We start from the raw sequence: 23,689 nt of genomic DNA, 5'->3' as shown, positions 1-23,689 counted from the left end.
TAATCACCGCCGCAGGAGCAGGCAGTCGTGGCAGCTATGATTGAGAATTACGAAGCATTCCGTGGTGAGCTCAGCATATCCAAGGAGGATGTGATCCGTGATGTTTACCGCCAGAACAAGGATCGAATCAGCATCAAAAAGGAGGCGACGGCGGTCAAGAATCTGACCCGGATCATCGACTCGACGCTGCGGCTGGCCAACTCCAAGGGGTTCCATGCCATGACGCTGAGGGACCTGTGCGGAGATTCCGGCATGAGCATGGGTGGGCTCTATGCCTATATTCGCAACAAGGATGACCTGATCCATTTGATCCAGAGCCACGGATTCATTATCACGCGCCGGACCCTGCTCCATTACACCAGGGAGGTCGAGGACGTCCGCGACCGACTGTTCGCCGCGATCAAGGCACACCTGTATCTGAGCGAGCTGATGCGGGCCTGGTTCTACTTTTCCTACATGGAAGCGAAGAGCCTGCCTGCTGAGGAAAAACGCGACGCCGTTGCCATTGAGTTGGAGATTGAGGAAATCTTTCTCCGGTTAATTGAAGACGGCATCGAGGCAAGGGTTTACCGCTCCAGAAATGCCCGTCTTGTGGCCTCGATGATCAAGGCCCTGTTGCAGGACTGGTACCTGAAGCGAAGAAAATACCGGGATCAGAATGTTGCCGTTGACGACTATGCGGCGTTTGTCAGGGATGTGATTGAAAGCTATCTGCTCTGAGGCCAATGATTCCCTTTTTTAAGGACCGTGAGGACTGTGATGATGATCCGATTGACGAATCCGGAACTTGTGCGCGAAAGCGCCTATATCAACGGGGAGTGGGTCCGGGCCCGTTCAGGCAACCGATTCCCGGTGACCAACCCGGCCAATGGCGAGCACCTGGCCGAGGTGCCGGATATGGACGCAGAAGACACCCGGCAGGCCATCCGGGCAGCCGAGGCTGCATGGCCGGAATGGCGTGCACGCCCGGCCAAGGAGCGAGCGGGTATCCTGCGCCGGTGGTTCGATCTGGTGATGCAACACCAGGAAGACCTGGCCCGGCTGATGACGGCGGAACAGGGCAAGCCGCTGGCGGAAGCCCGTGGTGAGGTAGGGTACGGCGCCAGCTTTATTGAGTGGTTTGCCGAGGAAGCCAAGCGGGCCTATGGCGACGTGATTCCCGGCCATGGCCGGGACAAGCGCATCGTGGTGATCAAACAGCCCATCGGGGTGGTGGCGGCAATCACGCCCTGGAACTTTCCGGTGGCTATGATCACCCGCAAGGTGGCACCGGCCCTGGCCGCCGGTTGTCCGGTAGTGGTCAAGCCCGCAGAGGATACCCCGCTGTGTGCCCTTGCCCTGGCGGTGTTGGCGGAGGAGGCGGGTGTTCCCGCCGGCATCCTCAATATCATCACCTGCTCAAAGGCCCGGGCGCCGGAGGTGGGTGAAGAACTGAGTACCAACCCGGTGGTCCGCAAGGTGTCGTTCACCGGCTCTACGCCAGTGGGCAAACTGCTCATGCGTCAGGCCAGCGGCACGGTCAAGAAAGTGAGCCTGGAGCTGGGTGGCAATGCGCCGTTCATCGTGTTTGACGATGCCGATCTTGATGCTGCGGTGACTGGGCTGATGGCCTCCAAGTACCGGAATACCGGGCAGACCTGTGTGTGCGCCAACCGCATCTATGTGCAGTCCGGAGTGTATGACGAATTTGTTGAAAAGCTGAAAGTGGCGGTCGGCCAGATGGTTGTGGGCCCCGGTCTCGACGGCGAGACTCACCAGGGCCCGCTGATTAACCGGGCGGCCCTGGACAAAGTCGAACGTCACATCGCCGATGCCACCGGCAAGGGCGCAAACGTCGTCCTGGGAGGCCAGGTGCACGCGCTGGGCGGCACCTTCTTCGAGCCGACCATCCTCACCGATGTCACCCAGGATATGCTGGTGGCAAGCGAAGAGACGTTCGGTCCGGTGGCGCCGCTGTTCCGGTTTGATACCGAGGAGCAGGCCATCGCCATGGCCAACGACACGGAATTCGGTCTGGCCGCCTACTTCTACAGCAATGACATCCGGCGCATCTGGCACGTGGCTGAGGCCCTTGAAACGGGTATGATCGGTATCAACGACGGGATCATTTCTACCGAGACCGCACCTTTCGGTGGCGTCAAGGAAAGCGGCCTTGGCCGGGAAGGCTCCCGCTATGGCCTGGACGAGTTCATGGAACTCAAGTATCTGTGCCTGGGCGGCATGCGCTAAGCCCCCCGGTTGCTAGGAGAGTCAAATGGCAGGCCCGCTGTCTCACCTGCGCGTCCTCGATCTTTCCCGGGTTTTGGCCGGCCCCTGGGCCGGTCAGGTCCTCGGAGATCTGGGTGCGGAGGTTATCAAGATCGAACGTCCGGAAACCGGCGATGACACCCGCTCCTGGGGACCGCCTTATCTGCAGGGGGCCGATGGCAGCTCTGAGCTCTCCGCCTACTTCCTGGCTGCCAACCGGAACAAGCAGTCCCTGGCGATCGATATCGCCCATCCCGAGGGACAGGAACTGGTCCGCAAGCTGGTGGCTGAATCGGATGTGGTACTGGAAAACTTCAAGGTGGGCGGCCTCAAGCGCTATGGTCTGGATTACGACAGTCTGAAGCGAGTTAACCCGAAACTCATCTATTGCTCGATTACCGGATTCGGCCAGGATGGCCCCTATGCGAACCGGCCCGGTTATGATTTTCTGATCCAGGCCATGGGCGGGCTGATGAGCGTTACGGGGCAACCAGATGGCGAGCCCGGGGAAGGGCCAATGAAGGTCGGTGTGGCACTGACGGACATCGTGACCGGGCTCTACGCCACCATCGGTGTACTTGCCGCTCTCAGCCACCGGGACCGGACCGGGGAGGGCCAGTATGTGGAGACCGCCCTACTGGATGCCCAGGTGGCCTGTCTGGCCAACCAGGCGATGAATTACCTGACCACGGGTAAGGCCCCGACAAGGATGGGGAATGCCCATCCCAATATCGTGCCTTATCAGGATTTTCCCACTGCGGACGGCAATATGGTGCTGACAATCGGCAATGATCAGCAGTTTTCCCGGCTGGCTGACGTGCTCGGGCATCCGGAGTGGGTAAGCGATGAGCGCTTTGCGACAAATCGCGCCCGGGTGGCCAACCGCCGGGCGCTGATTCCGAAACTGAGACAGGCCACGGTGATGCGCTCTACCCGGGAGTGGGTCGAAATCCTCGAGCGGAAAGGCGTGCCCTGCGGGCCAGTGAATACCCTGGATCAGGTATTTGACGATCCCCAGGTTCTCGCGCGGGGCATGAAACAGACGGTCTCCCATCCGGATCTGGGCGAGGTGCCAACGGTCGGCAATCCAATCAAGCTGAAACTGACACCCGTAACCTACCGCACGGCACCGCCGCTGTTGGGGGAGCAGTCGGATCATGTCCTGCATCAGGTTGCGGGCCTTTCTCCCGGGGAGATCAAGGTACTAAGGGAAAGGGGAGTCGTCTCCTGACCCACGCCATACACCTTTACCGCCCCTGGAATTGCGCAGGCCGCTTGGCCAGAAACGCTGACACACCCTCTGCAAAATCCTCGGTCCGGGTCATTTCAAGAAAGGCCGCTCGCTCTGCTTCCAGGTGGGCGGCCAGCTGATTGCCATTGGCCCGGTCGCTAAGCTGGCGGAACGCGCCAAAGGCACGCGTGGGTCCGCTGGCAACTTTGCCGGTGATGTCCGTCAACAGATTTTCATAGTTGGGTTCCGGGGCAAACTCGGTGATCAGGCCCCAGTCTTTGGCTTGCGCAGCACTGAGGGTTTTCCCCAGTAACATCAATTCCGCTGCCCGACCCGAGCCTATCTTGTGGGCCAGGAACCAGCTGCCGCCACAGTCAGGTACAGCGCCGATGCCGTTGTAGGCCACCAGGAATTTTGCATCCTCCCGGGCGATCACCAGGTCTGACATCAGCGCCAGACTGAGCCCCGCGCCAGCGGCGACGCCCCTGACCGCGGCAATCACCGGCGCATCCATGCTGCGCAACAGCAGGATGGCTGGGTTGACCGCATCCAGAATGGCGCTGATTGCATTACCCGCCTGCTCTGGAGAGCCTGCCATACTGGATACGTCACCGCCTGCCATAAAGGCCCGCCCCGCCCCTGTCAGAACCACGCATCGCAGGCCCGATAAGGATGTCAGCCCCTGGACAGCGGCCAGAAAGGCCTCCGCCAGGGGCACATTGATCGCGTTCAGGGCCTCCGGTCGGTTGAAGGTCAGTGTTGCTATACCGGTCTCAGGGTCAAAATCGGTGGTTACCAGTTGTTCTGCCATATCTGATTTTTCTCACGCTATGGTGCATCTGAAGGTCAGTTCCCTGCGTATCGTCGTTATCAGTCGTCAGGTAACAGAGTAGAAGGGTTTGCCTAATGTTGCCTGCATGGACTACTTTAAGTCTGGGTCGGGGCGTGCCCTGATCACAAGAAAAAACAAGAATTACAATCATCTTTAGGCGTAAATGGGGTAGCTGCAAGGCGTGTTCACATGCCGGTGTTCCCGTCGCCAGGGGTGCCAGGAGGTGAAGTGAGCATCCTCGATATCAGCAACCTGTCCCTGTCGTTTGGTGGTGTGAAGGCCTTGCAGGACGTCAGTTTCCGCGTGCCTGAAAGCACCATCACCACCATCATCGGCCCGAACGGCGCCGGCAAGACGTCGCTTTTCAACTGCATTTCCGGTTTCTACAAACCCCAGCAGGGCACGATCAGCTACGAGGGGCAGGTGCTTTCAAGCGGTATCAAGCCGCCGCGCCGGGCCGCACTGGGCCTGGCCCGAACCTTCCAGAACATTGCCCTGTTCCGGGGCATGACCGTTCTCGACAACATCAAGCTTGGCGCCCACGTTCACATGAAAAGCGGCCTGCTGAGCGCACTGGCCTATTTCGGTCCGGCGCGCCGGGAAGAGATGGCGGTCCGCAAGGATGTGGAACAACGGATCATCGACTTCCTGGAAATCGACCATATCCGTCGCCAGCCGGTAGCGAGCCTCTCCTACGGATTGCAGAAACGGGTGGAGCTGGCCCGGGCACTGGCCATGCAACCGAAAGTGCTGATGCTGGATGAACCGGTTGCCGGTATGAACCGGGAGGAAAAGGAGGACATGGCCCGATTTATCCTGGATATCCGGGAGGAGTGGGGCATTACCGTGCTGATGGTGGAGCACGACATGGGCATGGTGATGGATATTTCCGACCACATTGCGGTGCTCAATTTTGGTCAGGTTATTACCGAGGGCCTGCCGGCGGACGTTCAGAAGAACCCCGAGGTGATCAAGGCCTACCTGGGCAACAGTGACATCGACAGCCTGCGCAAGAAGCTCAATCCGGAAGGGGAGGCCGCCTGATGGATTGGATTTTCTTTGGTGAAATCAGCCTGGCGGGCCTGGCTATGGGCGGCTTGTATTCGCTGATCGCCCTGGGGTTTGTGATCATCTACAAGGCCACACGGGTGATCAATTTTGCCATCGGCGAAATCATGATGTTTGCCGCCTACCTGTTCCTGGCCTTTGCGGGTGGTATGGAGCTCTCCGCGTGGATCGCGCTGCCGCTGGCGGTGATCGGCGGCAGCCTTCTGGGCGGGGTGATCGAGAAAACCATGATCCGGCCGATGCTGGGTGAATCGCCCATTTCGGTCGTGATGGTGACCATCGGTATAGCCAGTATCCTGGTGGGCCTGGTGGAATTTATCTGGACCGCCGACCCGCAATTGCTGCCGAGCTTCCTGCCCCGGGAGCCGGTTTTCATTGGCCCCCTCTATCTGGCTCCGAAGATCGCCTATGGCTTCCTGATCGGGGCTGCCCTGTTGATTATCTACCTGCTCTATTTCCGGTTCTCCCGGGGTGGGGTCGCGCTGAGGGCGACGGCCTCTGACCAGGCGGCGGCCTATTCCATGGGCATTAACGTGCGCAGGGTATTCAACATGGCCTGGGTGTTTGGTTCCCTGGCCGCTTCACTGGCCGGTGTGCTGGTGGCCGCCACCGGTGGCCTCAGCCCGCAGTTCGGGATCATTGGCCTGAGTGTGCTGGTGGTGGTGATTGTCGGTGGTCTGGACAGCATCCTCGGAGCACTGATCGCCGGTGTATTCATTGGCTGGCTGGAGACCGTGGCCGGTGCCTATCTGGGTGGCGAATACCGGATGCCGGCGACCTTCCTGGTGCTGGCAGTGATTCTGGTGATCCGGCCCTACGGCCTTTTTGGCACCCACGAAATAGAGCGAGTGTAAGATGCGCATCGGTGACGCAAAACAGAGTTACGAGGCCGATGAGGCGATCTGGACCACTTCAACCCAAAAACTCTGGTTCGGGTTTTTCCTGCTGGTTCTGCTGGTGTTTCCGTTCATGGCGGATTCCTATCTGCTGTACCTGGGATGCCTGGTTGGCATAGCCGTGATCAGCACCACCGGATTGAATATCCTGACCGGCTTTACCGGCCTGATTTCCCTGGGGCAGGCGGGGTTCATGGGGGTTGGCGCTTATACCGTGGCCTGGCTCTCTGTTAATACCGGCCTGCCATTCCCGGTAACCCTGGTCCTGGCCGGGCTCATGGCTGCCGCCGTCGGTATTCTGGTGGGCCTGCCCTCGCTGCGGGTCAAGGGGTTGTACCTGGCCATTGCCACGCTGGCGGCCAGCGTTTTCCTGCATTTCATCTTTGCCGAGTGGGAATCAGTCACCGGCGGTATGGGCGGCCTGAGCCTGGAACCGGCACACCTGTTCGGGTGGTCTTTCCAGAGCGACTTCATGATGTATTTCATCATCGTGCCGCTGGCGGTGCTGATGGTACTTGCCGCCGCCAATGTGTTCCGGACCCGGATTGGCCGGGCCTTCATTGCCATCCGCGACCGGGATATTTCTGCCGAAATTCTGGGTATTGACCTGCTTCGATACAAGCTGATGTCCTTCGCGCTCAGTTCGTTCTATGCCGGGGTGGCCGGTGGTCTGTTCGCCTATTTTTACCGGGTGGTGACGCCGGAGAGCTTCCCGCTGTCCATGTCGATTTTCTATCTCGCGGCGGTGATCGTGGGCGGCATGGGCAACCTGCTGGGAGGCATACTCGGCGCGGCCTTTATGACTCTGGTGCCGGAAGCGCTGAAACTGCTGACTGCAGCCCTGACGCCGTTTTACCCCAACGCCCCCGTGTTCATGTCGCCAATGCTGGAGATTATTTTCGGCGCCCTGATTGTGGGCTTCCTGATTTTTGAACCCCATGGCCTCGCGGAGATGTGGCATCGCATCCGCCGTTTTTTCCGCCTGTGGCCCTTTAAAAACTAACGGTTTCCCAATGAGCCTTTCACCGGGAAACCGCGCAACACCAACAACAAGAAGCAGCAAGGAGAATCAATATGTTCAGAAACATCCTCAACAAAGGTCGCCGGCTTGCCGGGCTTGGTAGCCTGGTCGCTGCATTGACCGTGGCCACCCCGGCCATGGCCCAGGACAAGGAGCCCATCGTCTTCGGTGGCTCCATACCACTGTCCGGCGTATTTGCTTTTGCCGGCATTCACATCCATGCGGGCCTGACGGATTACACCGACTGGATCAACAGCGAGGGTGGTATCAATGGCCACCCCGTGAAGTACGTGATGGAAGATACCGCGTACGAGGTAGACCGTTCGGTGGCTGCTTTCAAGAAGATTTCCGGCAGTGAATCTCCGGCCACCTATTACGGTGACAGCACCGGTTTTATGAAGGCCATTGCTTCGGAGCTGAACAGCCAGGGGGATACCCTGATGAGTGGCGCGTCGTTTGCCACCGCGCTGACGGATAACGAGCAGTACCCCTACCAGTTCATCCCGGGCCCCAACTACAGCCAGATGTTCGGCATCATCCTGGAGTACATTGCAGACCAGGGTAAGGACGGCGACATGCCGACGGTTGCCTTTGTCTACAGCGATACCGAGTTCGGCAAGGACCCCATCGAGAATGGCAAGGCCCGGGCCGCGGAGCTGGGTATTGAAGTGGTTGAAGACATTGTCACCAAGCCTGGCAGCGTGGATGTCTCCGCAGAAGTCCTGAAGCTGCGCCGGGTACGCCCGGATTTCGTGGTGTTCCACGGCTATGTGCTGTCGCCGATCAACGAGTTCATGGTGCAGATGCGCCAGATGGGGCTGGACACCCAGTTCATGGGTACCTTCTGGTCTTCTGACAAGCTGATCATCGACAAGATGGGCGCAGATGCGGACGGCTACATGGGTGTTATGCCCTACAACTACTATGACAGCGAAGAAAGTGGGCCGATGCTGGACGCACTCAGGGCTCAGGCCGAAAAGAGTGACCCGGAGGCCGATTACCGCCCGACCGGCTACATGCAGGCCTGGTTCAACGCCATGGTGTGGACCGAAGTGATCAAGCGCACCCTTGACGCCGACAAGGAGCTGACCGGAGACAACATGGCCGAGGCACTGGCTTCCATCAAGGACTGGGACACCGGCGGCATCATCGGTATTCCGGTTACGGTCAGGGACATGTCCTTCCCGGTCGGCCGTATCTGGCGGGTGAATGCCGAAAAAGGCCGTTACGAGCCGGTATCGGACTGGATTCACCTCGACTGAGGGGCTGTATGGAAGCCTTACTGGAAATCGATAACATCGAGGTGGTCTACAACAAGTCGGTGCAGGTCCTGCGGGGCCTGTCACTGCGGGTGCCGGAGGGTGCCATTGTGGCGCTCCTCGGCTCCAACGGCGCCGGCAAATCCACCACACTGAAGAGTGTTTCCGGCCTGCTGACCCTGGAAGACGGCGAAGTGACCGCCGGAGAAGTCCGTTTCCGGGGCAAGGATGTAAAGGGCACGCCGCCCGAGAAGCTGGTGCGCAGTGGGTTGTTCCATGTGATGGAAGGTCGCCGTGTGTTCGAGGACCTGACCGTCGAGGAGAACCTGGTTGCCGCCACCTACGCACTCAGTGGCAGCAAACCCTCCCTGAGCGACAGCTATGAACTGGTTTACAACTACTTTCCGCGCCTGAGGGATCGCCGCAAGCAACTGGCCGGGTATCTGTCGGGCGGGGAACAGCAGATGCTGGCTCTTGGCCGGGCGCTGATTGCCCAGCCGAAGCTGATCATGCTGGATGAACCTTCGCTGGGGCTGGCGCCGATGCTGGTGGAGGAGATCTTCACCATCGTGGCGCGAATCAACCGCGAGCAGGGCACGGCCATTCTGCTGGTGGAACAGAATGCTGCGGTCTCACTGGCGATAGCCTCTTACGGTTACATCATGGAGAACGGCAAAATCGTGATCGATGGCCCGGCGGACAAACTGACCGCCAACGAGGATGTGCGGGAGTTCTATCTGGGGGTGGGTGGCAAGGAAGGCGAAGCCCGCAGTTACCGTGACATCAAGCACTACAAACGCCGTAAACGGTGGCTTTCATGACAACACCATCCATACCCGAACTGACCCTGACGCAGATGTTGCGGGCCCACGCCAAAGAGCGGCCCGAGAGATTGGCACTGCGCCAGAAAGACTTCGGTATCTGGCAGGCTTACTCCTGGCAGGATTACTACGAGCGCGCCCGGCATTTCGGGCTGGGGCTCCGTGCCCTGGGGCTGAAGGAAGGTGGACATGTGGCCATCATCTCGGAAAACCGGGTGGAGTGGGTCATTGCCCAGATGGGTATCGGCATGGTCCGTGGCATCTGTGTTGGCGTTTACCCGACCAGCCCCTGGAATGAGGTGGCCTACGTTCTTGAGCACAGCGATGCAGAGTTCGTGGTGTGCGAGGACCAGGAGCAGACCGACAAGGTGCTGGAAGCCTGGCCGGAGCTGCCAAAGCTGAAGCACAACATCGCCATTGATATGAAGGGGCTGCGTTATTATCCGGAACCGCCAGCGGCGTTCGAGGATATCGAGGCCAGAGGCCGGGAATTCGAGAAAGAGCACCCGGGGCTGGTGGATGAATTGCAGGACAGCCAGCAGATGGATGACACCGCCCTGATGATCTATACCTCCGGATCGACTGGCCGTCCGAAGGGCGCCATGATCAGCTGGGGTAACCTCCATGCTGCGGCGCCCGGCCTTATTGAGCTGCTACAGGCAGACGAGCATGGCTCCAGCCTGTCCTACCTCCCGCTATGCCATGTGGCGGAGCAGGCGGTTACCAACATTGCACCGGTTTATGTGGGCAGTACGGTCAGCTTTGGCGAGAGCCTGCGGACGATCCAGGAAGATCTGCGGGAGATTGCACCGACCTTCTTTCTGGGGGTGCCCAGGATCTGGGAGAAGCTGCATTCCTCCATCTATATCAAGATCCAGGAAACCGGACGGGTCCGGCAGGCGTTATTTAACCGAGCGATCCGGGCTTGTGCACCAATGGCGACCAAATCCCGGGCACAGTGGAGCCTGAAAGAAAAATGCCTCTTCAGCCTCAATTACTGGTTGGTGTTCCGTGCACTGCAGAATTTCATCGGCCTTCGCCGGTGCACCCTGGCGATGACCGGCGCTGCGCCCATTTCCACCGGGATTCTCGAGTTCTTCCGGACTATCGGTGTTCCCCTGGTGGAAGTCTACGGCCAGACGGAAAGCACTGGCGTGGCAACGGCCCAGCAGGTGGATGATGTGCATCTCGGAACCGTGGGGGTTGCCGTCTCCGGCGTAGAGGTCAAGCTCGGTGAACACAACGAAATCATCATGCGCGGCGGCAGTATGTTCAAGGGCTATTACAAGAACGACGAGACAACCGCCGCAACCCTGAAAGACGGATGGCTGCACACCGGGGATGTGGGTGAATGGCGGGGCGGCCAGCTCAAGATTGTTGATCGCCTGAAAGACATCATCATTACCGCAGGGGGCAAGAACCTCTCGCCCACCGAGATTGAAAACACCGTCAAGGCCAGCCCTTACATCAAGGAATGCATCGTGATTGGTGAGGCCAGGAAGTATGTCTCTGCCCTGATCCAGATCGACTTCGACACGGTGGCCAAATGGGCGGAACAGGAGCGGATTGCCTACACCACCTTTCGCAGCCTGACCGAGCACGAGCGGGTGAACGAACTGATTGAGGCCGAAGTGAACAAGGCCAACGAACAGTTGCCCCAGGTGGCGCAGATCAAACGTTTCCACCTGCTCACCAAGGAACTCGACCACGACGATGATGAAGTGACGGCCACCATGAAGGTGCGCCGCAGCAAAATCTATGAGAAATACACGGACGTGATTGAGGCCCTTTACGCCTGATGGGCGCAAAGGGCAAAGGTGGTTCTATCAGGCTGCGTTCTGCTTGCGCCAGGCCAGTTCATTGGTGATGGTGGCTTTGGGTTGTAGCATTCCAAAGTCCAGATCGGCAATTTCCTTGCCGTCCTTGAGGCGCTGCACGAAATCCGGGTTGGCCAGAGCTTTTTTGCCGACTGCCAGCAAGGCGCCGGGGAACTGGTTGGCCACGTCCTGTACGTTGGTTTCTTCAATGCCACCATTTACGATCAGCTCGATGCCCTGAACATCGGCTGCAACACGAGCCAGGCTCTGGTCACCACTGATGAAGTGCTGTCGATTAACATCTCCGTCGGTGGTGTGGACGAAGTCCGCACCGGCATCACGAACGGCTTCGACAATCTCGCGGAAGCCTGCCGCACCTTCCGGCAACTGATAGTCGGGGTCTGTCACGGTACCCTGAGAAAGCCGAATCCCCACTGGGTAGTTCTCGCCAACAGCGTTCCGCACGGCCTGAACAACTTCTACCGTCAGGCGTAAGCGGTTCTCCAGCGAGCCGCCATAGTTGTCCTCCCGCGTATTGAAATACGTGCTCAGGAACTGGTTAAGCAGGTAGCCGTTGGCACCGTGAATCTCGATACCGTCGAAGCCAGCGGCCTTGGCATTCACGGCGGATTGGGCGAAGCCATCAATAGCTGACCGGATATCGGAATCGGTCATGACGCTGGGCGTCTGCCAGACCGTTTGATCTCCGTAAAAGCCAAGTGGAGCGCCTTTGGGGGTAACCTCGCTGGGGCCTAGCGGCTGGTCGGTATAGCGGTTGGCCTGGAACTGGGCGCCGGCGTGCATGAGCTGAACAAACATCTTGCTGCCGGCTGCATGAACACGGTTAACAATCGTTGTCCAGGCTTCGACTTGGGAGTCATTGATGATACCTGGCTGGTTTGCATACCCCTGGCTGGCTTTGTCGTCGGTGTAGGTGCCCTCCGTGATCACCAGGCCGAAACCGCCTTTGGCGTAGCCCTCGTAATGATCAGCCATAAGAGTATTGGGTGTGCCATCGGCCTCTGCGCTGGTGCGCGTCATCGGGGCCAGAGCAAACCGGTTCGGCACTTCAATGGAATGGAAACTGACAGGCTGCATTGCGTCGCTCATTTGAACCCCTTTCGTTGTTGGAAAACTATAAGGTCTGCATTGTCCGTGGGACCAGAGAATTCTTAAAGCGAAGATAATCGACCTAGCCCGTCAGTATTTTTGAATGAGTGCTCAGGCGGCTGTTTTGCTGCAGCGCCGGAATTCCGGTATAGACTGAGCGTATGAAACAACCGATTACCGGCTATCACAAAGACGAAGAGAACCACTGGGTGGCCCAACTGGTGTGCGGCCATAACCAGCATGTGCGACATACGCCGCCGTGGGTAAACCGCCCCTGGGTTATCACCGAGGAGGGCAGGGAGTCGATGCTGGGGTTTGAGCTTGACTGCGTGAAGTGTGAAGAGGGTGCACCGCCGGATGACAGGCCCTGCTGAACGAACCAGGAGGTGATCTTGCGGGTAGCGATTGGTAACCGATTGAACCGCGGGCTGGGCCTGTTACGGTCGTTTATCATTTACCGACGCCCCGGCCGCCAGCGGTCTTTACGCCGGCTGTACAGTGAATTCATCCGCAGCGGGGACCTGGTCTTCGACATCGGCGCTCATCTCGGGGACCGCAGCTCCGCGTTTGCCGCGCTGGGGGCGCGGGTGGTGGCGCTGGAGCCGCAGCCACAATTGCAGCGCTGGCTACGGCGGCTGACGCGGCATCAACCTGAAATAGTGTGCCTGCCACTGGCCGTGGGACGGGCCCCGGGCAACGCCGAACTGGCGCTGAGCTTGCGCAATCCCACCGTGGCGTCAATGGACAGCCGCTGGCGCGAACACCTGCGTTCAACGACTGCCGGTTTCCGACATGTGCGCTGGGAGGACTCGGTTACCGTGACGGTCACTAACCTGGACGAGCTGATACGGCAGTATGGTCGGCCCAGCTTCTGCAAGATCGATGTGGAAGGCTTTGAGGTGGAAGTGCTGGCGGGGCTGAGCCAGCCACTGCCGGCACTGTCCTTCGAATTCGTGGACGGCACCCTGGGTCAGGCCCTGCGATGCCTGGAGGAGCTCGAGCGGCTGGGCCGGCACGAGTTCAATGTTATTGCCGGCGAGCAACGCCGGTTTATATGGTCGTCATGGCAGGAGCCGGAGTCGCTCAGGCAATGGCTTGATGCGGGAGCTGAGGGAATTGCCTCTGGGGACATCTATGCGCGGCTTCTCACCTGAACACTCCTCTTGCGGAGAACCCGAATAAATCCGATGATGGATTCAGCACCGAAACGACAGGGAATAACGTGGAGGGAAGAGTATGCCGCAGGTTCAGAAATACCCCGCAGGCTGGCGGGTACTGCATTGGGTAATCGCGCTGCTGGTCCTGACGCTGATACCCGTTGGGCTCTGGATGGCTTCACGCGCGGAAGCAGACATCTGGGGGGCGCTGACGAACACATTGTACAGTGTGCACAAAGCCATTGGCTTCAGTGTGCTGCTACTGATGATCCTGCGGATCGTGGTGAAAATCCGGTTAAAGGGCCCGCCTTACCCGGATGAAATGCCACGCACATTGCAGATTGCCGCCAAGAGCTTGCATCACCTGATGTATATAATGCTGGTGATAACACCGCTGTTTGGCTGGGCCGGTGTGACGGCGTATCCGGCGCTGACCATACTGGGTGACTTCAGCCTGCCTGCCATGCCTTTTGTACCAGAGGACGAAGAACTGGCTGGGCGCCTGTTTTATATACATGGGTGGCTTGCAATAACCCTGGGTGTACTGATCGCCGGCCATATCGCAGCGGCTTTGCGCCATTTGCTTCGCAAAGACGGTATCTTCCACCGGATGGTTTGACGTGACCACTACGCCAGACAGATACGATACCGGAGAACTCCGGCATCCTCTTCGCGGACCCATTCAATCCTGTGCCCGGTCAGCTCACACAGTGTCTGCAAGTCCCGGCGGCCACTGGGGTCATCGGCGAGGAAATCGACCAGCGTGCCGCTCGGCAAATGCCTGGTGCGTTTTTTGAAACGCAGAACGGGAAGCGGGCACACAAGGCCGACAGCGTCGACCAGGTGTACCTCCTCATTTGCTTCTGATTGATGATCAGTCAAGCCGCACGCTCTCACTGCTGTATTGCTCGGCTGAAGACCACCCGAACTGATCCAGAACGACCGGGGCGAGTGCGGCGATCACCAGGGCTGCGACAAATCCCAAAATCATGACTTTCACGGTGATTCTCCCTTGCCTTGTTTGCCCAGACGCTCTTCCACCCACAGATCGTGGTGTTGGCGAGCCCACGCCAGGTCAACCTGACCGTCACCCATGGCATCGTACGCGCCTTCCATACCAACCGTACCGATATAGATGTGTGCGATGATGGCCAGCATCATCAGGAACGCCACAATCGAGTGCCAGATGTTGGACAATTGCATCTCTTCATGCGGAGCCAACGCTGTCGGAAAATCGGTTCCCAGAATGCTGTTCATGAACTCGAAGGTCGAGGCAAACATGGGCATCTCAAACGGAAACAGGAGCGACAGGCCCGACAGTGAGACTGAAAAGCCCAGCACCATCACCGTCCAGAAGATAATCTTCTGGCCAGCGTTAAACTTCTTTGCCGAAGGGTGGGACTTGGTAAAGATGCCGCCGCCCGCCTTGAGCCACTGCCAGTCAAGCTTGTTGGGGATGTTGTGTGCCACCCACATGACGAACGTCATCACCAGGCCCAGCATAAAGGCCCAGGCAATGTTGTTGTGAAGCCACTTGGAGCCGATGGCCAGAGGGGAAAAGGCTTCCTGGCCGATAACAGGGATCAGGAAACTGCGACCCATGAGGGTGAGCAGCCCGGTCAGGGCCAGCGCAATGAACGAGCCGGCCAACAGCCAGTGGCCAAATCGTTCGATGGCCTTGAATCGTTCGATCTTGGTGCCTGAAGGGCCGCCGTCGATCATGATTCTGCCGCGAACAAAATAAAACACCACCAGCAGCAATACGAAGCCCAGGATTGCACCGCCGCCATAGGTGATGACTGGTCCCTTCCGTAACTCGTACCAGGGCATGCCACCGTCCTGAATCAGCACGTCAACTGCGGGGCCCCGAACCTGGGTGCTGATGTCAATCTCGTTGTAGCGAACGCCTCGCCAGGCATCGGCCTGAGAGCGTCCTCCGAGAGTGCCAAGTTGCTCGTCGATCGGTGCCGCGCTGGCAGGATCGCCCAGGTTTTCTGACCGGAAGGACTCGTCAATTTCCAACTGCTTCTGACGAGCCATGATGTCTTCCAGGGTTTGAGCGCCCCCGGTACTTGTCCGGTCAACCTCGGGGGCTTCTTGTGCCCAACCCGGGTTGAAAAGCAGTGTCGCCAATACGAGGAAGACGGCACCGAATATTTTAACGTTCATGAGAGCACTCCAGCGGAATGAACAAAAAGAATCCATTGCCTCAATGAATTCCGGGGCGCTAAGGCCCCGGAATTATCAGGTGGGCTTAAGCGCCCTTCTTCTCGTAGGCTGTGCCCCATCCCCAGGCGCCTGAACCGAAACCACGGTTCACCACACGCTGGCGATAGATGTCTGCCACGTCGTTGCCATCACCGGCCAACAGCGCTTTGGTCGAGCACATTTCCGCACAGATCGGCAGCTTGCCCTCCGCGATACGGTTGCGACCGTACTTGTTGAATTCGGCTGTCGAATTGTCTTCCTCTGGACCACCTGCACAGAACGTGCATTTGTCCATCTTGCCCCGGCTGCCGAAGTTGCCCGCCTGGGGGAACTGGGGCGCGCCGAAGGGGCAGGCGTAGAAGCAATAGCCACAACCAATACACAGATCCTTGGAATGCAACACGATTCCGTCTTCGGTCTGGTAGAAGCAGTCTGTCGGACAGACGGCCATGCAAGGCGCGTCTGAACAGTGCATGCAAGCCACCGAGATCGAACGCTCGCCAGGTTTGCCATCTTCGATGGTTACCACGCGGCGACGGTTGATGCCCCAGGGAACTTCATGCTCATTCTTACAGGCCGTAACGCAGGCATTACATTCGATGCAGCGTTCGGCATCGCAAAGAAACTTTGCGCGTGCTTGTCCTTCAAGTGCCATGTTGTACACCTCTTATTGTTATGCCGGCATGATCGAACACAGGGTGCACTTGGTCTCTTGCATCTGCGTGACCGAGTCATACCCGTATGTCTGAACCGTATTGGAAGATTCGCCCAGAACATAGGGGTCGGCGCCCTTGGGATACTTGTCCCTCAGATCCTTGCCTTCCAGGTGCCCACCGAAGTGGAAGGGCATAAAGACCACACCTCTGCCGACGCGTTCTGTGAGCATCGCCTTCACCTTGATGCGAGCGCCTTCTGGGCCAGAAACCCAGACGTCATTACCTTCACGAATGTTCAGGTTGTTTGCATCGTACGGATTCACCTCGATGAACATGTCCTGCTGTAGCTCCGCCAGCCAGGGGTTCGAGCGAGTCTCGTCACCGCCACCTTCATACTCCACCAGACGACCTGACGTGAGAATGAGGGGGAAGTCCTTGCTGAAGTCCTTCTTCTGAATGGACTCGTACAGGGTCGGGACACGCCAGAAGTGCTTGTCTTCATAGGTCGGGTAATCTTCGACCAGATCACGACGGCTGGTGTATAGCGGCTCACGGTGAAGCGGCACGGGATCCGGGAAGTTCCAGACAATCGCGCGGGCTTTGGCGTTGCCAAAGGGTGCACACTCGTGCTTGATGGCAACCCGTTGTATACCGCCTGAGAGATCGGTCTTCCAGTTGGTCTCGGGGCCTGCAACCGCGTCAATACTGGCACGCTCTTCGGCCGTGAGGTCACCATCCCAGCCCAGGTCCATCAACATCTGCATGGTGAACTCGGGGTAGCCGTCCTTGATCTCGGAGTTTTTCGAGTAGACGCCTTCGGCCAGCAGGTTTTCACCGTCGCGCTCGACACCGAAACGGGCACGGAAGGTGAGGCCTCCCTTGGACACCGGCAACGACATATCGTAGAGGTTGGGTGTTCCGGGGTGGTTCATCTCTGCTGTACCCCAGCTCGGCCACGGCAGACCGTAGATATCACCGTCGCACGGACCGCCGACTGCACGCAGGGTGGTCTTGTCGAAGTGATGCTGGTTCGCCATGTGCTTTTTCAGGCGTTCAGGCGATTGACCGGTATAGCCGATGGTCCACATGCCGCGGTTGAATTCGCGGGTGATGTCCTCGATAACCGGTTCGTCGCCTTCAATGGCAATGTTGCGGAACATGCGATCGGTAAAACCGAACTTGTCCGCAAACAGCTTCATGATTTCGTGATCGACCTTCGAGTCAAACAGCGGCTCGATGACCTTTTCACGCCACTGCAGCGATCGGTTGGAAGCGGTGACTGAGCCTGAGGTCTCGAACTGGGTTGTTGCAGGCAACAGGTAGGCACCGTCCTTGCGATCGTGCAGCACCGCTGACACGGTGGGGAAGGGATCCACGACGACCAGCAAGTCGAGCTTTTCCATGGCTTCCTTCATTTCCAGCATTCGGGTCTGCGAGTTGGGTGCGTGACCCCACAGAACCATCGCCCGGGTGTTGTCGGGCTGTCCCAGGTTTTCCTTGGCTTCCAGAACACCATCGATCCAGCGGGAAACGGGGATGCCTTTTTCGTTCATCATCGCGCGGGACTTGCCATCTTTGTCCCAGGTCGCAAAGCGACCCTTCAGCCAATCCAGATCTTCTTCCCAGACGCGAGCCCAGTGAGCCCAGGAACCAGCGGCCAGGCCGTAGTAGCCGGGCAGGGTGTCGGCAAGGACGCCCAGGTCGGTGGCGCCCTGAACGTTATCGTGACCGCGGAAGATGTTGGTGCCGCCGCCGGGAACGCCCATGTTGCCAAGGGCCAGCTGCAGTATGCAGTAGGCACGGGTGTTGTTGTTGCCGTTGGTGTGCTGGGTACCACCCATACACCAGATCACAGTACCCGGGCGGTTGTTGACCAGGGTACGGGCGACACGCTCGAGTTGCGCACCGGGTGCGCCGGTAACGCGCTCTACTTCCTCGGGGTTCCAGCGCTTCACTTCTTCGCGGATGTCGTCCATGCCGTACACCCGGGTACGGATAAACTCCTGGTCTTCCCAGCCGTTCTCAAAAATGTGCCACAACAGGCCCCAGATCAGCGCAACGTCAGAACCCGGCCGGAAACGCACGTACTCATCGGCATGAGCCGCAGTGCGTGTGAAGCGCGGATCACAGACAATGAGCGGCGCGTTATTCTGTTCCTTGGCTTTGAGGATATGCAGCAGCGACACCGGGTGAGCTTCTGCAGGGTTGCCCCCGATCAGGAAGATCGCCTGGGAGTTGTGGATGTCGTTGTACGAGTTGGTCATCGCACCGTAGCCCCAGGTGTTGGCTACGCCGGCGACCGTCGTTGAGTGACAGATGCGGGCCTGGTGATCGACGTTGTTGGTGCCCCAGTAGCCCGCAAATTTGCGGAACAGATACGCCTGTTCGTTGTTGAACTTTGCGCTTCCCAGCCAGTAGACCGAGTCAGGGCCGCTTTCGTCGCGGATCTGCAACATCTTGTCGCCGATCTCGTTGATCGCCTGATCCCAGGGAATCTTCTGCCATTGGCCGTTGACCATTTTCATGGGATATTTCAGGCGGCGTTCGCCATGACCGTGCTCTCGCACCGAGGCGCCCTTGGCGCAATGGGCACCCATATTGAAGGGGCTGTCCCAGCCGGGCTCCTGCCCGGTCCATACGCCATTCTGAACCTCAGCCTCGACGGTGCAGCCGACCGAACAGTGCGTACACACTGATTTTTTCAGAGTGACCTCGCCACCCCCCGTCGTCGGGGTCGCAGCCTTGACGCGCGTTGACGGCAGCGATAAAGCTGCCAGGCCGCCCACTGCGACGCCGGAGGCCGTCAGAAATCCGCGGCGGTCCATGGTCGTTGCAGCGAGGGATGAAAGTAAAGAGCCCGCACGGGAGCCTTTCGCTACCCCGTTTGTTTTCTTCCTCAACATGTCTCGTACCTCTCTCTTTTTTATTCTTCTCGTTTTCCCGGAAATGCGGTCACCCAAGAGCCTTTCGCAACCTTGAATGACTCACGCTTCCTCAAAAGCGAGCCGATTCCAGATACTTACGTGTGTGTTCAGTGTCGCGTAGACCGCTGCTTTTGGGGGCCTCTTCAGAGACGACCTCGGCTGCGGCGTTCGGTGCTACTGCCACGGCAACGGCAGCTGGAACTGCTGTTGCTGCCATCCGCAAGAAGCGGCGACGGCTGTTATCACGCTGTTGGTTGTCCATAGGACACCTCCACCCGGGTTAAGGGATCCGGCAGATCCCGGTTATTGAAGTGCAAACGCCTCGGCTTCTATAGCCATGAAAGCCCGCCCCAGCGAGCCCACAGGCGCGTAGAAAACCGCGGTTTGCGCTTTCTCCAAATCGGTAAAAAACAACGCCGCCCACTTTGCCAGGTGCGCGTCAAAAAAAGCTTTTTGCGAAGACAGATCACTGTCGCACTCGAACTCGCCCGTAATGATGCCCGCCATGATTTCACACAGCGTGCCGATATGATCTTCCGGTTCTTTAACGTCGTCACTGGCCTTGATGCCCCTGGCCATCAGGTCGCCGCGCAAATTTGCCAGGGGTTTCTCGTTCAGGAATCCGGTGAGGTAATAACTGGCGTAGGGGAGTAGTTCACCGCGGCCAACTCCGATGAAGAGATTGTTGTATTCCCGGTTGGCGTCTTCAGGGGAGGTGCGCTCGGCAAGAGCAGCCAGTGTCCTGGAGGCGGACCCCAAAGTGGTGTCATCACCCTGCAGGGATGCCAGCCCCCGAAGCAGCTCGCTCGTAGGTGGGCCGCTCAGCAAGACGCCGAGCAGCTGATACATCTGGGCCCTGGCACGCTCTTCGTCGGTGATGGAGCGAGGGCACTGAATTTCAGCCGTGTTGTTCAAATCTTTGTCCTTTACGTTATTTTTGTATGCTTCTGCGACATTAATTTATGAACACTTGTTCATTATATATACGCTCAATCAGGGGCGGGGGCAATTGCACTTCCAATCGCTCCTGATAGCCAAAACTAATGATCAAAACGCATCCGGGGGCGATAACGCGGTGCCGGTTCCGCCTCGGCCTCGGCCTGAGCAATCCCGGGGGTCGCATGGCCAGCAATGGTCGGTTGCTCGGCGGCGATTTCGGGCTCAGGCTTTTCCGGCAGCTCTTGTTCATCCTGCCCTCTATCAGCTATCCGGGCAGGTGCAGTAACTTCCGACGCCTCGGCCCGCGCCTGAATCTGTTCCCCGGCCCGGTCGTCAGCTTTCTCATCAACCACTGGTGTTCGGTCAAAACCCTGCCCCACCTTGTACAGGGTTTTCATGGCGTTGGTCGCAACAGCAGCGTCGGTGAAATCTTCATCGTAATCATTAAGACCATCCAGCACTGCCAGCACGGGATTGGATTTCCAGAGCGAGCGCAGGGCCCGGCGGCGCAGGAGTTCCGGGATCTCTTTTCGCATGAATCCGGTGATGTCGGTGCCCAGCTCGATGGCGTCCGGGTCAGGCAGGTCGTACTTTTCCAATACCTCCCGTTCCGGCAGGGCTTCATTGATGGCAAGTTCCTGCTCTTCGGGGGAGGGCTCGGGCTCGATAGCCGCAGGAGGGGGGAGCTCGGCTTCTTTGCTGGCGCCGGTTTTTTTGCGTGACCAACGCTGTAATCGTGATTCAGTCATCAGTGCACTCTCGGTTTTTTCATGCCGGAGGGGGCGCGGAAAACGTCGCTCTCCTGACGAATACGGGCATCGCCTTTGCCGTCCTCGCTACCATCCACACGGACCTCGTCACGGCGACGTTTCTTGAACGGCTCTTCGATATAGTGCATGTCGACAAATTCGTTGATCCAGGCCGCCATGGACTCGGGAATCGGTACGGCCTCGACGATGCTTTCGCCACTGTCCAGAGCGTCCAGTGCTTCGTGGGCGCTGGCCGTTACGGTACTGACAACCCATCCTGACGGGGACTGGCTGGTCTGGTCCCTATCCATTATCACCCAGACGGAGGGAACGGCCATATTCAGGGATACAAGATATCCCTCTACATCGGCGCGAAATAATTCCATGGACACCGTGCCCGCGTGGTAATCGACGACGTCGCCCTCGCGCACCAACTCTTTCCAGAATGCCTCTGGCGCGCCGGGGATGACGGCCACTGGTTTCCAGATCTCCCGCGCCCACTGGGTCACGCCGGGAGACCGTCGAACAACAGCGCCGATCTTCAGCTCGCGCTTCCAACTACCTGTGTTACGGCTCATGACAGCTTTACCTGATACTGCGCTTCATGCGGCTTATGACGGCTCCCTCTTTTAAGAAGCTAGCAGAAGGCCAACAATTAGCCAATTATTCAATTGTCGAAAGACAAACGGGTATGGCATGCTCGAGAGACGGCATTGAATACGCATACGTATAAAAATAACTAGAAGAGCAGAATTCTGATGAGTGCACACAAAACCCTACTGATATGCACCTGCGACAAGACCCAGTCCCTGGATCCTGAGGCACTGCGAACGGCCGCGGCCGCTGAACAGGTGATCACGGTGGATCAACTGTGCGGCGCCGATATGACAACTGCGGCGGAGCACCTCGGCGGCAGTAACGACGTGATCATTGCCTGTGGCCAACAGGCCGCCCTATTTGAGCGTCTGAGCGAAGACGTACAGGCGGAAACCGGGCAGTCTGCTCCTCTGAGTACCATCGACATCCGGGATCGCGCTGGCTGGAGTGCCTCGAGTGCGAAACCGGCCCGCTTGCATGCCAAGCAGGCGGCCTTGATGGCCGCGGCTCAGATACCGGCGCCTGTAGCGCCCGTGAAAACGATTCAGTCCAGTGGGGTGTGTTGCATTGTCGGCCCCACCGAGCAGGCCATCAGGATGGCCGAACTGGTACAGGAAGAACTGGGCGTTACCTGTATCGTCAATGATGCGGGGCCGATACAGCTGCCCTCCGCCAGTTACGATTTGGCCAGGGGGCGGTTGACCGGCGCCTATGGCGCGCTGGGCAACTTCAAACTGGACTTTGCCCAGCTTCAGGCGCTGAACCCCGCAGGTCGCGGCGCTCTTGGCTTTGGCGAGGTCAAAGCCACCGCCCATAGTGAGTGCGATGTGTTCATCGACTTGCGTGGCGGTGCGCCCGCGTTTCCCCACCATGAAAAACGCAACGGCTACTTCTGGGCGGATCCGGCCAAAACCGGAGAGCTGGAGCGCATTGCCCTGACGGCCAGGGATCGGGTCGGTGAATTTGAGAAAACCGTGTATTTCAATCTGGAAACCTCCCTGTGTGCGCACTCCCGGGCGAACCAGCCCGGTTGCACCCGCTGTCTGGACGTTTGCAGCACCGAGGCGATTTTCTCCTTCGGGGAGCATGTACAGATCGATTCGGATATATGCGCTGGCTGCGGGACCTGTGCGGCAGTCTGCCCGACCTCAGCCATCACCATGAACGAAACCCCCTTCGAGGCCCTGACCCAGGCCATGGACATTATGGCCCGGGTTTATCGTGAACATACCAACGAATCCCCGCGCCTGGTTTTTCATACGTTGGGCGCAGGTACTGACGCCATTGCTTACCTGGCACGGTACCACGATGGGCTGGCAGACGATCTGATCCCGCTGGGGCTGGAGCAGGTCGATCGTATCGGCCACGCAGAAATTATGGCCGCGTTCGGCGCCGGTTACGCCGAAGTCCTTTTGCTGGCGGATACCGAACTGGATCGCCGGGCGGTAGCTGCGGAAGTTGAACTGGCTCAGGCCATGTTGAAAGGTACCAAAAACTCTCCCAGCCGGGTCCGGGTAATCTCAGCCGAAGAACTTGGCGAGGCTGGGGATAACGCCGGGCGAGTCAGCGAACCGGTTTTGCTGGTTGGTGGCCGCCGGGACATCACGCGGGTCACCGTTGGCGCTATGGCGGACAGGCTCGAGGCACCGATCCCTCTGCCAGCGGGTGCACCCTACGGCGCTATCGAGATCAACTCCGACAAATGCACGCTCTGTCTGGCCTGCGTATCGCTGTGCCCCACCGGAGCCCTTGGTGATCATCCGGACCGTCCGGAGGTTCAGTTCACGGAAAACGCCTGTGTTCAATGCGGCGTCTGCGAGAGCACCTGTCCGGAGACGGCCATTAACCTGGTGCCCCAGCTGGATGTGTCGAAAGACGCACTGAGTCCGCGAGCATTGCATGGTGAAGACCCGTTTGAATGTATCAAATGTGGCAGGCCCTTTGGCGTAGCGAGCACGATTAACCGAATCGTTGAAAAGCTGGAGAACAAACACTGGATGTACAGCCAGTCTGATAATGTTCAGCTCATCAAGATGTGTGACGACTGTCGCGTCAATGCCCAGTTTCACGGTGATACCGCGCCCATGGCCGGAGGCGAGCGTCCCCGGGTTCGCACCAGTGACGACTACCTCGACAGCTGAAAAATCAAACAGGACT

Annotated in this window: 24 protein-coding genes; 13 read left to right on the top strand and 11 right to left on the bottom strand. The window is 58.7% G+C overall.

The window, feature by feature from the left end; genetic code table 11:
• Positions 1–36: 36 nt before the first annotated feature.
• The 3 genes from QPL94_RS00320 to QPL94_RS00310 are packed head-to-tail and all read left to right on the top strand — an operon-like array spanning position 37 to position 3,478.
• The gene (locus QPL94_RS00320; RefSeq protein WP_285357806.1) at positions 37–720 is read left to right on the top strand and encodes a TetR/AcrR family transcriptional regulator; all 684 of its coding nucleotides are present in this window, start codon (positions 37–39) and stop codon (positions 718–720) included.
• A gap of 45 nt (positions 721–765) precedes the next feature.
• A complete protein-coding gene (locus tag QPL94_RS00315) occupies positions 766–2,229 on the top strand; it encodes an NAD-dependent succinate-semialdehyde dehydrogenase (protein WP_285357805.1) in 1,464 nt (487 codons plus the stop codon).
• 25 nt (positions 2,230–2,254) lie between these two features.
• Complete coding sequence (locus QPL94_RS00310) at positions 2,255–3,478, top strand: CaiB/BaiF CoA transferase family protein (RefSeq protein ID WP_285354773.1); 1,224 nt, start codon at positions 2,255–2,257, stop codon at positions 3,476–3,478.
• A gap of 16 nt (positions 3,479–3,494) precedes the next feature.
• Here QPL94_RS00310 and QPL94_RS00305 read toward each other — a convergent pair whose 3' ends face one another.
• Positions 3,495–4,289 (bottom strand): enoyl-CoA hydratase-related protein, encoded by a 795-nt coding sequence (locus QPL94_RS00305; protein ID WP_285354772.1) that lies wholly within the window; start codon positions 4,287–4,289, stop codon positions 3,495–3,497.
• Positions 4,290–4,538: 249 nt separating this feature from the next.
• On the opposite strand from QPL94_RS00305, the gene QPL94_RS00300 reads away from it, so the two are divergent.
• The 6 genes from QPL94_RS00300 to QPL94_RS00275 all read left to right on the top strand — a co-directional run bounded on the left by QPL94_RS00300 (position 4,539) and on the right by QPL94_RS00275 (position 11,174).
• Entirely contained in the window at positions 4,539–5,354 is an 816-nt protein-coding gene (locus QPL94_RS00300; protein WP_285354771.1) for an ABC transporter ATP-binding protein, read from the top strand.
• On the top strand, positions 5,354–6,232 hold the full coding sequence (locus tag QPL94_RS00295) for a branched-chain amino acid ABC transporter permease (RefSeq protein WP_285354770.1): 879 nt from the start codon (positions 5,354–5,356) through the stop codon (positions 6,230–6,232). The genes QPL94_RS00300 and QPL94_RS00295 overlap by 1 nt, the downstream gene beginning before the upstream one ends.
• 1 nt (position 6,233) lies before the next feature.
• On the top strand, positions 6,234–7,277 hold the full coding sequence (locus tag QPL94_RS00290) for a branched-chain amino acid ABC transporter permease (RefSeq protein ID WP_285354769.1): 1,044 nt from the start codon (positions 6,234–6,236) through the stop codon (positions 7,275–7,277).
• Positions 7,278–7,348: 71 nt separating this feature from the next.
• Positions 7,349–8,557, top strand: coding sequence for an ABC transporter substrate-binding protein (locus QPL94_RS00285; protein WP_285354768.1), 1,209 nt, complete (start codon positions 7,349–7,351; stop codon positions 8,555–8,557).
• An 8-nt stretch (positions 8,558–8,565) separates the two neighbouring features.
• Positions 8,566–9,375 carry an ABC transporter ATP-binding protein gene (locus tag QPL94_RS00280; RefSeq protein WP_285354767.1) on the top strand — a complete coding sequence of 270 codons (810 nt, stop codon included), beginning with the start codon at positions 8,566–8,568 and terminating at the stop codon, positions 9,373–9,375.
• Complete coding sequence (locus QPL94_RS00275) at positions 9,372–11,174, top strand: AMP-dependent synthetase/ligase (protein ID WP_285354765.1); 1,803 nt, start codon at positions 9,372–9,374, stop codon at positions 11,172–11,174. Before QPL94_RS00280 ends, QPL94_RS00275 begins: the two co-directional genes overlap by 4 nt.
• A 27-nt stretch (positions 11,175–11,201) precedes the next feature.
• Here the strand turns inward: QPL94_RS00275 and QPL94_RS00270 are convergent, their stop codons facing one another.
• Entirely contained in the window at positions 11,202–12,302 is a 1,101-nt protein-coding gene (locus QPL94_RS00270; protein WP_285354764.1) for an oxidoreductase, read from the bottom strand.
• Positions 12,303–12,463: 161 nt separating this feature from the next.
• Between QPL94_RS00270 and QPL94_RS00265 the strand changes: the two genes are divergently transcribed.
• The 3 genes from QPL94_RS00265 to QPL94_RS00255 all read left to right on the top strand — a co-directional run bounded on the left by QPL94_RS00265 (position 12,464) and on the right by QPL94_RS00255 (position 14,078).
• The gene (locus QPL94_RS00265) at positions 12,464–12,676 is read left to right on the top strand and encodes a DUF3565 domain-containing protein (protein ID WP_285354763.1); all 213 of its coding nucleotides are present in this window, start codon (positions 12,464–12,466) and stop codon (positions 12,674–12,676) included.
• A gap of 18 nt (positions 12,677–12,694) precedes the next feature.
• Positions 12,695–13,456 (top strand): FkbM family methyltransferase, encoded by a 762-nt coding sequence (locus tag QPL94_RS00260; protein WP_285354762.1) that lies wholly within the window; start codon positions 12,695–12,697, stop codon positions 13,454–13,456.
• A gap of 82 nt (positions 13,457–13,538) precedes the next feature.
• Positions 13,539–14,078, top strand: coding sequence for a cytochrome b (locus QPL94_RS00255; protein WP_285354761.1), 540 nt, complete (start codon positions 13,539–13,541; stop codon positions 14,076–14,078).
• Positions 14,079–14,086: 8 nt separating this feature from the next.
• On the opposite strand, the gene QPL94_RS00250 is transcribed toward QPL94_RS00255, so the two are convergent.
• The 9 genes from QPL94_RS00250 to QPL94_RS00210 form a co-directional block, all read right to left on the bottom strand.
• Positions 14,087–14,341: a sulfurtransferase TusA family protein gene (locus tag QPL94_RS00250; RefSeq protein WP_285354760.1), complete on the bottom strand. Its 255-nt coding sequence runs from the start codon at positions 14,339–14,341 to the stop codon at positions 14,087–14,089.
• A complete protein-coding gene (locus QPL94_RS00245; RefSeq protein WP_285357934.1) occupies positions 14,334–14,459 on the bottom strand; it encodes a hypothetical protein in 126 nt (41 codons plus the stop codon). Before QPL94_RS00245 ends, QPL94_RS00250 begins: the two co-directional genes overlap by 8 nt.
• The gene (locus QPL94_RS00240) at positions 14,456–15,628 is read right to left on the bottom strand and encodes a formate dehydrogenase subunit gamma (RefSeq protein WP_285354759.1); all 1,173 of its coding nucleotides are present in this window, start codon (positions 15,626–15,628) and stop codon (positions 14,456–14,458) included. Before QPL94_RS00240 ends, QPL94_RS00245 begins: the two co-directional genes overlap by 4 nt.
• Before the next feature lie 85 nt (positions 15,629–15,713).
• On the bottom strand, positions 15,714–16,322 hold the full coding sequence (gene fdh3B / locus QPL94_RS00235; protein ID WP_150994113.1) for a formate dehydrogenase FDH3 subunit beta: 609 nt from the start codon (positions 16,320–16,322) through the stop codon (positions 15,714–15,716).
• Between the two features lie 18 nt (positions 16,323–16,340).
• On the bottom strand, positions 16,341–19,226 hold the full coding sequence (locus QPL94_RS00230; protein ID WP_285354758.1) for a formate dehydrogenase subunit alpha: 2,886 nt from the start codon (positions 19,224–19,226) through the stop codon (positions 16,341–16,343).
• Between the two features lie 91 nt (positions 19,227–19,317).
• Positions 19,318–19,509 (bottom strand): twin-arginine translocation signal domain-containing protein, encoded by a 192-nt coding sequence (locus tag QPL94_RS00225; RefSeq protein WP_285354757.1) that lies wholly within the window; start codon positions 19,507–19,509, stop codon positions 19,318–19,320.
• Between the two features lie 41 nt (positions 19,510–19,550).
• On the bottom strand, positions 19,551–20,162 hold the full coding sequence (locus QPL94_RS00220) for a TorD/DmsD family molecular chaperone (RefSeq protein WP_285354756.1): 612 nt from the start codon (positions 20,160–20,162) through the stop codon (positions 19,551–19,553).
• A 125-nt stretch (positions 20,163–20,287) separates the two neighbouring features.
• Entirely contained in the window at positions 20,288–20,935 is a 648-nt protein-coding gene (locus QPL94_RS00215) for a DUF3306 domain-containing protein (protein WP_285354755.1), read from the bottom strand.
• Entirely contained in the window at positions 20,935–21,513 is a 579-nt protein-coding gene (locus QPL94_RS00210; RefSeq protein WP_285354754.1) for a DUF3305 domain-containing protein, read from the bottom strand. Before QPL94_RS00210 ends, QPL94_RS00215 begins: the two co-directional genes overlap by 1 nt.
• A gap of 180 nt (positions 21,514–21,693) precedes the next feature.
• On the opposite strand from QPL94_RS00210, the gene QPL94_RS00205 reads away from it, so the two are divergent.
• A complete protein-coding gene (locus QPL94_RS00205) occupies positions 21,694–23,673 on the top strand; it encodes a 4Fe-4S binding protein (protein ID WP_285354753.1) in 1,980 nt (659 codons plus the stop codon).
• Positions 23,674–23,689: the final 16 nt, after the last annotated feature.

Source organism: Marinobacter sp. SS13-12 (assembly GCF_030227115.1).
Lineage (GTDB): Bacteria > Pseudomonadota > Gammaproteobacteria > Pseudomonadales > Oleiphilaceae > Marinobacter.
This window is presented reverse-complemented; position numbering and strand designations above follow the sequence as displayed.

What these genes read in the sequence shown, in the direction of transcription:
- QPL94_RS00310 (WP_285354773.1), top strand. Translation starts at nt 2,255, where the DNA reads ATGGCAGGCCCGCTGTCTCACCTGCGCGTCCTCGATCTTTCCCGGGTT.
- QPL94_RS00225 (WP_285354757.1), bottom strand. Translation starts at nt 19,509, where the DNA reads ATGGACAACCAACAGCGTGATAACAGCCGTCGCCGCTTCTTGCGGATG.
- QPL94_RS00270 (WP_285354764.1), bottom strand. Translation starts at nt 12,302, where the DNA reads ATGAGCGACGCAATGCAGCCTGTCAGTTTCCATTCCATTGAAGTGCCG.
- QPL94_RS00205 (WP_285354753.1), top strand. Translation starts at nt 21,694, where the DNA reads ATGAGTGCACACAAAACCCTACTGATATGCACCTGCGACAAGACCCAG.
- QPL94_RS00210 (WP_285354754.1), bottom strand. Translation starts at nt 21,513, where the DNA reads ATGAGCCGTAACACAGGTAGTTGGAAGCGCGAGCTGAAGATCGGCGCT.
- QPL94_RS00320 (WP_285357806.1), top strand. Translation starts at nt 37, where the DNA reads ATGATTGAGAATTACGAAGCATTCCGTGGTGAGCTCAGCATATCCAAG.
- QPL94_RS00305 (WP_285354772.1), bottom strand. Translation starts at nt 4,289, where the DNA reads ATGGCAGAACAACTGGTAACCACCGATTTTGACCCTGAGACCGGTATA.
- QPL94_RS00255 (WP_285354761.1), top strand. Translation starts at nt 13,539, where the DNA reads ATGCCGCAGGTTCAGAAATACCCCGCAGGCTGGCGGGTACTGCATTGG.
- QPL94_RS00265 (WP_285354763.1), top strand. Translation starts at nt 12,464, where the DNA reads ATGAAACAACCGATTACCGGCTATCACAAAGACGAAGAGAACCACTGG.
- QPL94_RS00215 (WP_285354755.1), bottom strand. Translation starts at nt 20,935, where the DNA reads ATGACTGAATCACGATTACAGCGTTGGTCACGCAAAAAAACCGGCGCC.
- QPL94_RS00295 (WP_285354770.1), top strand. Translation starts at nt 5,354, where the DNA reads ATGGATTGGATTTTCTTTGGTGAAATCAGCCTGGCGGGCCTGGCTATG.
- QPL94_RS00280 (WP_285354767.1), top strand. Translation starts at nt 8,566, where the DNA reads ATGGAAGCCTTACTGGAAATCGATAACATCGAGGTGGTCTACAACAAG.
- QPL94_RS00230 (WP_285354758.1), bottom strand. Translation starts at nt 19,226, where the DNA reads ATGTTGAGGAAGAAAACAAACGGGGTAGCGAAAGGCTCCCGTGCGGGC.
- QPL94_RS00240 (WP_285354759.1), bottom strand. Translation starts at nt 15,628, where the DNA reads ATGAACGTTAAAATATTCGGTGCCGTCTTCCTCGTATTGGCGACACTG.
- QPL94_RS00285 (WP_285354768.1), top strand. Translation starts at nt 7,349, where the DNA reads ATGTTCAGAAACATCCTCAACAAAGGTCGCCGGCTTGCCGGGCTTGGT.
- fdh3B (WP_150994113.1), bottom strand. Translation starts at nt 16,322, where the DNA reads ATGGCACTTGAAGGACAAGCACGCGCAAAGTTTCTTTGCGATGCCGAA.
- QPL94_RS00290 (WP_285354769.1), top strand. Translation starts at nt 6,234, where the DNA reads ATGCGCATCGGTGACGCAAAACAGAGTTACGAGGCCGATGAGGCGATC.
- QPL94_RS00275 (WP_285354765.1), top strand. Translation starts at nt 9,372, where the DNA reads ATGACAACACCATCCATACCCGAACTGACCCTGACGCAGATGTTGCGG.